Source organism: Succinivibrio sp. (assembly GCF_045124615.1).
Classification (GTDB): Bacteria; Pseudomonadota; Gammaproteobacteria; order Enterobacterales; family Succinivibrionaceae; genus Succinivibrio; species Succinivibrio faecicola.
Genome location: NZ_JBGVMC010000288.1, coordinates 1 through 9,725, shown reverse-complemented (window position 1 = coordinate 9,725; position 9,725 = coordinate 1). Strand labels below are relative to the sequence as shown.

The window sequence follows — 9,725 nt, the reverse complement described above, 5'->3', positions numbered from 1 at the left end:
ATCAACTGAACCAAAAGTCTCAAAAGAATGAATGTAGCCTTCTTTCATTTTGTATCCTGTATAAACTCAAAAGGGCGCCATAAGCGCCCTTTAAAGATATCATAAGTTATCTAAATTACATAGCCTTGTGGCAAGTTCTTGAGATAACGTCCATCTGCTGTTCCTTGGTTAAGTCGATGAACTTAACAGCATAACCTGAAACACGGATGGTGAAGTTTGCATACTCAGGCTTCTCTGGGTGCTCCATAGCATCTAAAAGCTTCTCAGTACCGAATACGTTAACATTTAAGTGGTGAGGGCCCTGATCAAAGTAGCCGTCTAAAACGTTAACTAGGTTGTTGATACGCTCATCCTCAGAGTGACCTAAAGCATCTGGGCTGATGGTCTGGGTGTTAGAAATACCATCTAATGCATACTCATATGGAAGCTTAGCAACTGAGTTTAATGAAGCTAATAAACCAGACTGCTCTGCACCGTATGATGGGTTAGCACCAGGAGCTAAAGGCTGACCTGCCTTACGGCCATCAGGGGTTGAACCTGTTGCCTTACCGTATACAACGTTTGAAGTAATGGTAAGAATTGAGGTTGTAGCCTCTGAATTACGATAGGTATGACGCTTCTTTAACTTGGTTAAGAAGGTCTTTAATAACCATACTGCAATCTTATCAGCACGATCATCATCGTTACCGTAACGTGGGAAGTCACCTTCGATTTCGAAGTCAATAGCAATGCCGTTTTCATCACGGATTGGCTTAACCTTAGCATACTTGATAGCTGAGATTGAGTCTACAACGTGTGAGAAGCCTGCAATACCAGTTGCGAAAGTACGACGAACATCAGTATCGATTAAAGCCATCTCAGCTGCTTCGTAGTAGTACTTGTCGTGCATGTACTGAATCAGGTTCAGAACATTTACGTATAAATCTGATAACCACTCAAGAACGATGTCATAGTTAGCCATAACTTCATCGTAGTTTAAGTACTCTGAAGTGATCTTTGGTAACTTAGGACCAACCTGCATACCGGTCTTGCAGTCGATACCACCGTTGATAGCGTATAACATAGCCTTAGCTAAGTTTGCGCGAGCACCGAAGAACTGCATTTCCTTACCAGTCTGAGTTGCTGATACGCAGCAGCAGATTGAGTAATCATCACCCCACTCAACACGCATTACATCATCGTTCTCATACTGAATTGATGAAGTGTTGATAGAGATCTTAGCAGCATACTTACGGAAGTTCTCTGGTAACTTTGAAGTATAAAGAACAGTTAAGTTAGGCTCTGGTGATGGGCCCATGTTCTCTAAGGTGTGTAAGAAACGGAAGTCGTTCTTGGTAACCATGTGACGACCGTCCATACCAAAACCTGCAACCTCTAAGGTAGCCCATACTGGGTCGCCTGAGAATAACTGGTTGTATGAAGGGATACGAGCAAACTTAACCATACGTAACTTCATTACTAAATGGTCAATTAATTCCTGAGCCTGAGCCTCAGTTAAGGTACCCTCGTTGATATCACGCTGGATATAAATATCAAGGAATGTTGAAACACGGCCAACTGACATAGCAGCACCGTTCTGAGTCTTGATAGCTGCTAAGTAGCCGAAGTATAACCACTGAACTGCTTCACGAGCATTGTTAGCTGGCTTAGAAATGTCATAGCCATAGCTTGCAGCCATAACCTTCATAGCATTTAAAGCCTTGATCTGGTCTGCTAACTCTTCACGCTGACGGATGATGTCGTCAGTCATGGTGCCACAACCGCAGTTAGCTAAATCAGCTTTCTTCTGAGCAACTAAGAAGTCGATACCGTATAAAGCTACACGACGGTAGTCACCAACGATACGGCCACGACCATAGGTATCTGGAAGACCAGTAATGATCTTGTTCTTACGAGCAAGTCTCATCTCAGGAGTATATGCATCGAAAACTGCCTGGTTGTGAGTCTTGTGGTACTCGTTGAAGATCTGGTCAAACTTTGGATTTGGAGTATAACCGTAGGTGGTGCAAGCTTCCTGAGCCATCTTGATACCACCGTATGGCATGAAAGCACGCTTTAAAGGCTTATCAGTCTGTAAACCAACAACAGCTTCTAAATCCTTTAAATCTTCAGAGATGTAGCCTGGACCATAAGCATTGATACCTGAAACAACTTCAGTTTCCATATCAAGTACGCCGCCCTTAGCACGCTCCTGATGCTGAAGCTCCTGTAACTTGCCCCATAGCTTGTCAGTAGCTTCTGTTGGGTTTGCTAAGAATGATTCGTCGCCATCATAAGGGGTGTAGTTGTTTTGAATAAAATCACGTACATTAACGTCATCTACCCAGTGTGAACCGGTAAATCCGCGCCATTGCTCTATCATGCTTTAACTCCGAAATAATGTAAGACGTATATTGCCTTAAGTCTATTTAATCTTTAAAAGAGAACTAATCTCTAAATTGCGAATGCATTATATCTATATAAGTACGAATAACAAAGAAAAAAAGAATAATAAAATTAAGAATAATTCTTAATAATATTTTTTCTTTGTAATACAGTAAGTTAGTGGATACTATTTAAACCTTGTTAATAAACCTATTTTAATAACTTTAAAATTTAAGCTTAAATAGTCATTAGTCATATTCGTTATGAGCAAAACATATAAAGAAATTTTCTACAAATTCATTAAATACCGATAATGTTGTTATAAAGTTCAAAAGCAAGCTTTAAGCTTGCTTTTATACATTTATCAAACTATAAAATACACTTCTATTTTGAAGGTTTGTCTAGTTGTGTATACAATCCAAGATTAACTGTAGACAGATCATCTCCAAGATGCTCAACAAACAGTTTTAACTTATTGTTTGAGAGCATTGCTTTTCTTTCTTTGTCTATAGTATTGAGATAACAATGTCTTGCCTTATCTTCAGGACAGTTTGGTGGAATACCATTGTATGATTCAAGTTTTAGCTCTATAGGATGACCTATATAGATTGAGAATTTCGTTCTTAGATTATGATGAAAATCAGGTGCCTGTAATAACAGATTCATATCTGATGACATCTGAATAGTCCAGTCATATTCACTATTCTTTATTCTGTTTGAATAGCAAAGTGCACTATAGGTTGGACCAGAGCTGTATCCAGCATTTATAATGTCTTGGTACCAGTCATCTTCTCTTAAAAGATCAGGATAGAAATCCTTTGTCTCAAGTTTTCTTCCTAAAGCTCTGTTCTCATAGTTTTGCTCCTGCTCTATAAGCTCAAGATTACTTGCCTTTAAACTCATAGGATTGCCATCAGATAGCGAAGCATTTATCTGACTTGATTTTGGAATATCAATAGCAACAGGCAGCTCTATACTTGCAGTTGTATTTGAAGACTCACTTTCATCTGAATCAGTTGAATCATCAGTGTCATCGTCATCATTATACTCAGCATTATGGTGTGTATAATCAATTGTCTGTATGTCAGTACTGCTATCATTGTGTGCACTTGCAAGTGCAACGCTATTATTTGTATCTTTGCTGCTAGCTGTATAATCGACGATATTTCTGTTAGTTCCGAATACTCCTGAAAGGCTGTCGTTTACTGCCTTTAAGAGACCTTCTGAATAGTTTTTCAAGGAAGTATTGTCTGTACTGCAGTCGCAATTTGAAATATTTGAATTAACTGTTGCAATTACACTGTAAAGATCAGGAATATCCTTTCTTATCGTTACTGTATTTTGTTCTGATTTTTCATCAAAGATATCACAAACCTCAATAACAGAATAACAATCATCTAGTTGAGCTGTTTGAGAGCTATTCTCTTCAGAAGTTGATGAATCTAATTCAATCAGACTTTCATCTGATGAGACAAACTGCTCTGAATCTGTCTTTTTTAAACCATTAAGACTCTGCTCAGCCTCATTTATAATTTGCTGTGCATCTACTTGTTCATTAAGAAGCTTTGCTTCAGCCTTTAGCTTTTCATTTAGTTCTTTTTGCTGTTCATCAAGAGCTAAAGCTGCAAGTTGAGCCTGTCTTAACTGCTCATCTATTGAAAGCTCTTCACTTTCCTTTTGTTCAGTGAGTTTGAAATCATCAGGATCAGAACTATTTTGATCATCAGCAATCTTGTTTTCAGTTTGTGGTGAATTTCTATGCGACAAGTCAGATATTAAAGATGAAATACTTTCAATGTGACTTGTTTGTCCTGCTGATTTTGATTTATTGTTTTCTATAAATTCGTTTTTAGCATCAATAAGCTCCTTAATGTAATTTGCAACAGAGTTTACTAATGTGCAGAAAGGATCGTTAAGATCAAGTCCTGTGATTGGAGCTGATTTTGGAAGAATATTTGATTTTACAGCCTGGGTACTTACATCAGGTTGTGTATTTAGAACCTCTTTTAATAATGATGTAAATTTTCCATTATTCTTGTTGCCACCTTTAACTGTATTATCAGACTGAGCTTTAAGAGCTGAAATAAGATCGTTTAGCTCATCACCCTTACCTGGTACAGTTTTATTTTCCTGATTTATATCAATACTCTCAGGGAGCTTACTTTGAATAATCTCATCAACGGTAATTTCTGATGGCTCATCAGTAGCATTTACTTCATCGATATTCTCTTTGGTTATCGAATTTAAAGGTATCAGCTCATTATTTAAATCTGATTGTTGAACTGCTGTATTTGAAGAATCATCAACTAAAGGTTCACTATTGAGTTGTGAAATATCATCTGCTGATACGTTTGCATCTAAAACAGACTCTGTCTTTTGCGCACTATCAGATATAAGGTTATTCTTTTCAGTTTCTTCATCTGCTTTTTTATTATATGAACCTGCAATGAAGGACTGATACAAATCAAGCGGGGTTAATGAATCATCACACAGTGGCTGTGTGACAAGAACAGTATTATCTTCACCTATCCAATCTTTTTTTTTTGAGCTGAAAATGCAAGCAGTCTTAAAACTGCCATTTCAAAAGCTGTAGACTGATCAGGTGCATTCTTGCACTCTTCAATACCGGCAAGACAGATCTGATAGTAAAGCTGAACAGCTTCAGCTGTGAATGATTTTGCATAATTATCTAAAATTGCATTATCAAGAGAATAGATTCTAAGTGAATTTCTATTGCCCATCATCTGATAAAGTGCAAGATCATGAAAAGCTGTTACAAGATCGTCTAAAAGATTCTTGTAATTAGGACTGATTGCTCTGATATTATCAAGAACAGTTGCAAGATCGGTTTGTGAATTTGTCTTTAAAAGCTCTAAAATCTGAACTACAAAGCTGTCACCTGCTGTAGATAACATAGACAGTACAGTATCTTTTGTAATGTTACCATTACCAAGAGCTAAAGCCTGATCACAAAGAGAAAGAGCATCACGCATAGAGCCCTTTGCTGCTCTTGCAAGCAGGTAGGAAGCTTCATTTTCAAGAGCAATACCTTCCTTTTTACAGATATTGTCAATCTGATAGGCAATCTGCTCTATTGTTAAAGCCTTTAACTGGAACTTCAGGCAACGTGACAAAACAGTTGTTGGAATCTTATGTGGATCAGTTGTTGCAAGAATGAATTTAACATATGCAGGAGGCTCCTCTAATGTCTTTAACAGCGCATTAAAGCTGCTGTTTGAGAGCATATGAACCTCGTCGATAATATAAATCTTGAATCTGCCCTGCATTGGAGGATACTGAGTATTTTCAAGCAGAGCTCTAGTATCATCAACCTTAGTCTGAGATGCACCGTCAATTTCAATTACATCAGGGAATACACCATTTTGAATGCTGATGCAGTTTGAGCATTTTTCAGATCCATCCATATGAGGATGAGCGCTGATACCATTCTCACACTCAAGGCATTTTGCAATAATTCTTGCTATAGTTGTTTTACCAATACCTCTAGTACCTGTTAGAAGGTATGCATGATGAATTCTATTCTGTTCAATAGAATTGATAAGAGTATTGATAACATGTTCCTGACCTACAACATCTTCAAAACACTGTGGTCTGTATTTTCTTGCAAGAGCCTGATACTGTGAGTTTGATTCAATCATGTTTTTATCTTTTTTACTAATGACCAGGGAATTTTACTAAAGAAAGTACATCAACTCCAAGATCATAGAGCACTTTTTTGCCACCTAAGTCAAATAACTCAATAATAAAGGCAAAGGAAACGATTTTTGCTTTTGCTTCTTTTACAAGTTCAATCATAGCTTTGGCAGTACCGCCAGTTGCAAGCAGATCGTCAATTAAAATAGCTCTTTGACCTTCCTTTAGAGCATCCTCACTGATTTCAAGAGTGCTTTTGCCATATTCAAGGCTGTATTCAACAGATCTTGTCTTTCTTGGTAATTTACCTTTCTTTCTTACAAGAACAAGGCCAATACCAAGCTTATAAGCAAGAGCACTTCCGAATATAAAACCTCTAGCATCAGCTGCAACTATGCAGTCAGCGTCTGAATCCTTATAGATTTCATAAAGGAGATCTACTGATTCTTTAAATGCACTAGCATTTTCAAGAAGTGTTGTAATGTCTCTAAACAGAATACCCTCTTTTGGAAAATCCTGTACTGAGGCAATGGATTTACCTAAAATTTCAACTCTTTTATAAAAATCCTTAACCTTTGATGTATCTGTCATTTTTAGATCCCTTATAAATTTTTACATCATTTTATCAAAATTTTTATGATAATCTTACAGCTTATTAAAATAATAGTAACGAGTTAAAAACAAACTGATATGAAATATAAAGCTGTACTATTCGATCTTGATGGAACATTGCTAGATACTGCAAGAGATATTATGCAGGCTTGCAATTACACACTTGAAAAATTCGGATTTAGTAAACTTGATGAAAGTATTTTAAGAACAAAGATTACAGCCGGAATGAGAGAGATGATGAAACTGTCTGTACCTAAGGATAAATGGGACAGTGCCGGCGTTGAAACAGTAATGAGAGAGTGTTTTGCAAACTATTATACAGAGCATATCAATGACAGGACTGTTCCTTTTGATGGAATAAATGAGCTTATGGCAAAGCTTTTGAAAAACGGAATTAAAACAGCTGTCATTACAAACAAGTATGAGGCTATGGCCAAAAAGCTTCTGTCAAAATATGAGTTTTCAAAAAATCTTACTCTGATTCTTGGCTGCGATTCTCTTTCGCATTCAAAACCTCATCCAGAGCCTATTTTAAAGACGCTTGAAAAAATGGGATTAAACTCAGATGAAGCTATATATATAGGTGATCACAAGAATGATATAACAGCCTCAAGAGCTGCAAAAACAGACAGTGTTGCAGCTTTATGGGGATACGGAACAAAAGAGTGTGATGATGTATCAAACTGGGGTGCTACCTATATTGCAAAAGATGTAAATGAATTATTTTCAATAATTTTTTGCTAAGATATACAAAAAGAATAACAGGCTTTAAGAGAATATGAAAAAGTTAAGTTTACTTATACTAATGGCTATAACACCATGTGCATCATTTTCAGCTAATATCTTTGATAAGGATGGAACTAGCTTTGATGCATTCGGAAGTATTGATGCTGTACTGATGAATGATCATGCATCAAGAGATATCAGTGCATTTAATGGCAAAAAAAATGATGACAATGCTCTTTTAACCAGAGTTAAATTAGGTATTGCAGGAAGAACAAAGGTTAATGACTCACTAAGTGCTATTGGCTACTCTATGTGGGATATGCCAACTGGTAATCATGGTATTGACAAGATAAAGGCAAGATCTCAGTACGTAGGATTAGATGCCTATCAGTATGGAATTTTAACATTTGGTCGTGGTGATACTGCATTTTATACCGTTGCAGGTACAACTGATGTTTTTAACCAGCTTGATCAGAATGTTAATGACTACTATACACTTGGCAATGAAAAACCAGCTCAGTTCATGTATTCAGTATCAACACTTGGCTGGGATTTAAGATTATCAGTACAGACAGCAGCATCAGATGTAGATTCAAAAAACGTTGATATTCACAACGGCGCTGCATTTAGTGTGGCAACTAGAAGCAAGAGCGGCTTTGGTTTTAGCTACGGTCTTAACTATACTGATTTTCAGTATGAAAACGACTTAACAAAGGTTTCATATTTTGCCCCTAACATAAATGTTATGCATAACAATAGCAACACAGATGATCTTGAATTTGCATATATTCACAGGCCATCATGGAAGGTTGATAAGGGCATTGCTCTAACCTATGGAAATATGTATGAAGGCTTATATGCAGCCTTAGTAGGTACAGTGACAAAATATGATGGTTTTACAAATCATCTGTACTCATATGAAGCTTTAGTAAGCTATACATTTGACAGTGGTATAACTCTTTGCTCCTACTATGGCATAAAGAGATTTAATGGTGCTAACATCATTTCAAATGCAGCACTCTTAGCAAGCTATCAGTTTGCACCGACATTTAAGATTTATACAGAGGCAAGCTTTGATGTAAATTCAAAGCCTGAACGTTACTATTCAAAAGAACAGATAAGAAACATAGCACTTGGTGAAAATAAAGTATTGATTGGTGCTCAATATTCATACTGATGTGCTATGATTAGAAAAATTGAGGAAAAATCATATGAAAATGTATAAAATCGCACTTGCAGTATCATCTGCTGTTTTTGCTTTGAATACTTATGCTGCAACAGGTTTTAAGGTACCTGTTCACTATAATATTGAGCTTGTTGACGGTTCTGATGATACAGACAATTATTCAAGATTCAACAGAATGCTTACTTTAACACCAGGCAAGCATCTGGTAGTTTTAACATTTAAGTATACTTTCAAGTCTGGAACCGACTCTAGAATGGTTCAGTCTATCGATCCTTTAGTTATCGATATTGAAAACCTGAAAAATGATGAGGTTATCTCTTTTAACTATAAGCGTCCTGCAAATGAAGAACAGGCTAAAACATATGCCCACAATCAGAAGATTGTTCTTATCGACAATAACTCTGGTCGCGAACTGACAAATGATGAGGCTACATATTTTATCCTGACATCAGACAGCGGCTTTGCTCTGATGCGTGATTACAAAAATGAGCTTATGAGCCTGAATCGTCTATATGCTCCAAGCTATGTTCCAAATGCTCAAAGAGAAATGACTCTGACAGAAAACGGAGCTCCTACAATTAGAGCTGGATCTGAGCGAAATACAAACTATCAGACAAATGGTAAACAGGGGATCACACTCAAGCCTTTGGCAAATAATTCTAGTGCAATGACAACTTCATCAGCACCAGGCTCTAAGGTTAATACAAATGTTTACAATGAGATGATAAGACTTTACAACCAGGCTGATGACGCGACAAAGCTTAAGTTTGTAAAGTACGTAATGTCCCACTAAATATAATTTGAATATAAGGCAGCGAAAGCTGCCCTTTTAGTTTATGAAAAAGATACCTCTAACAGTTGTTGTTTTAACCTATAACGAGCAGAAAAATATTGAAGAATGCCTAAAGAGCGCTTCTTTTGCTGATGAAATCCTGATAATAGATGGAGGCTCAAAAGATGAGACAAAATCTATTGCTCAAAACCTTGGTGCAAAAGTTCTTTTTCATGAACTAAACAATGATTATGCATCACAAAGAAATTTCGGTATTAAAAATGCGTCTAATGAATGGATCTTCATGTTAGATGCTGATGAAAGGATCACAAAAGAACTAGCTGACGAAATTTCATCTTGTGTAGAAAACAATCTTGATGAAACATATAGAGTTTCAAGAGAGAACCACTT

The 9,725-nt window shown here is 36.7% G+C and carries 8 protein-coding genes; 4 read left to right on the top strand and 4 right to left on the bottom strand.

Annotated elements, in window-relative coordinates; translation table 11 throughout:
• Nucleotides 1–115: 115 nt before the first annotated feature.
• The 4 genes from pflB to ACJML3_RS07515 all read right to left on the bottom strand — a co-directional run bounded on the left by pflB (nucleotide 116) and on the right by ACJML3_RS07515 (nucleotide 6,609).
• Nucleotides 116–2,362, bottom strand: a complete 2,247-nt coding sequence (gene pflB, locus ACJML3_RS07530; protein WP_406022028.1) for a formate C-acetyltransferase — start codon at nucleotides 2,360–2,362, stop codon at nucleotides 116–118.
• A 386-nt stretch (nucleotides 2,363–2,748) separates the two neighbouring features.
• The gene (locus ACJML3_RS07525) at nucleotides 2,749–4,827 is read right to left on the bottom strand and encodes a hypothetical protein (protein WP_406022026.1); all 2,079 of its coding nucleotides are present in this window, start codon (nucleotides 4,825–4,827) and stop codon (nucleotides 2,749–2,751) included.
• A 62-nt stretch (nucleotides 4,828–4,889) separates the two neighbouring features.
• Complete coding sequence (gene dnaX, locus ACJML3_RS07520) at nucleotides 4,890–6,023, bottom strand: DNA polymerase III subunit gamma/tau (RefSeq protein ID WP_219935789.1); 1,134 nt, start codon at nucleotides 6,021–6,023, stop codon at nucleotides 4,890–4,892.
• A 16-nt stretch (nucleotides 6,024–6,039) separates the two neighbouring features.
• Nucleotides 6,040–6,609, bottom strand: coding sequence for an adenine phosphoribosyltransferase (locus ACJML3_RS07515; protein ID WP_406022024.1), 570 nt, complete (start codon nucleotides 6,607–6,609; stop codon nucleotides 6,040–6,042).
• A gap of 99 nt (nucleotides 6,610–6,708) precedes the next feature.
• Between ACJML3_RS07515 and ACJML3_RS07510 the strand changes: the two genes are divergently transcribed.
• The 4 genes from ACJML3_RS07510 to ACJML3_RS07495 all read left to right on the top strand — a co-directional run.
• Nucleotides 6,709–7,374 carry an HAD family hydrolase gene (locus ACJML3_RS07510; RefSeq protein WP_406022022.1) on the top strand — a complete coding sequence of 222 codons (666 nt, stop codon included), beginning with the start codon at nucleotides 6,709–6,711 and terminating at the stop codon, nucleotides 7,372–7,374.
• A 34-nt stretch (nucleotides 7,375–7,408) separates the two neighbouring features.
• Nucleotides 7,409–8,533, top strand: coding sequence for a hypothetical protein (locus ACJML3_RS07505; RefSeq protein WP_406022020.1), 1,125 nt, complete (start codon nucleotides 7,409–7,411; stop codon nucleotides 8,531–8,533).
• 34 nt (nucleotides 8,534–8,567) lie between these two features.
• Nucleotides 8,568–9,335 carry a DUF2057 family protein gene (locus ACJML3_RS07500; RefSeq protein WP_406022018.1) on the top strand — a complete coding sequence of 256 codons (768 nt, stop codon included), beginning with the start codon at nucleotides 8,568–8,570 and terminating at the stop codon, nucleotides 9,333–9,335.
• A gap of 43 nt (nucleotides 9,336–9,378) precedes the next feature.
• The coding region (locus ACJML3_RS07495) for a glycosyltransferase family 2 protein (RefSeq protein ID WP_406022016.1) at nucleotides 9,379–9,725 on the top strand (347 nt) is incomplete at its 3' end.